At 58.9% G+C, this 384-nt stretch carries 1 protein-coding gene; it reads left to right on the top strand.

Features of this window, described 5'->3' with window-relative positions; genetic code table 11:
* Positions 1 to 319, top strand: a 319-nt coding sequence (locus A3722_RS17655) for a transposase domain-containing protein (protein ID WP_150120543.1), incomplete at its 5' end; no start/stop codon positions are given.
* Positions 320 to 384: the final 65 nt, after the last annotated feature.

Raw genomic sequence — 384 nt, 5'->3', positions numbered from 1 at the left:
GTTTGAGAAGCGTGGCCGTTGGCAGGCCTTCACGGCATTCCTCGATGACGGGCATATCTGTCTGACGAATAATGCGGCCGAACGCGCTTTACGTGGCGTGGCACTGGGCAGAAAGTCGTGGCTCTTCGCAGGCTCAGAGCGCGGCGGTGAACGGGCTGCCGCCATGTATACCCTTATCGTCACCGCCAAAATGAATGACATCGATCCGCAGGCCTGGCTCGCCGATGTTCTCGCCCGGCTGCCCGACTTGCCCGTCTCGCGCGTGCATGAACTTCTGCCTTGGAACTGGAAAGCTCTATCCCTTCCACAAGCAGCCTAACCATGCAGCTGAACAAGGTGTATTCCGTCAAGACAATCGACCGCGTCGCTGTCGAACTGGGCGAA

Origin of the sequence: Sulfitobacter sp. HI0027 (genome assembly GCF_001634775.1) — a bacterium.
Taxonomy (GTDB): domain Bacteria; phylum Pseudomonadota; class Alphaproteobacteria; order Rhodobacterales; family Rhodobacteraceae; genus Sulfitobacter.
The sequence above is the reverse complement of the archived record's forward strand: the minus strand, read 5'-3'. Positions and strand labels throughout refer to the sequence as shown.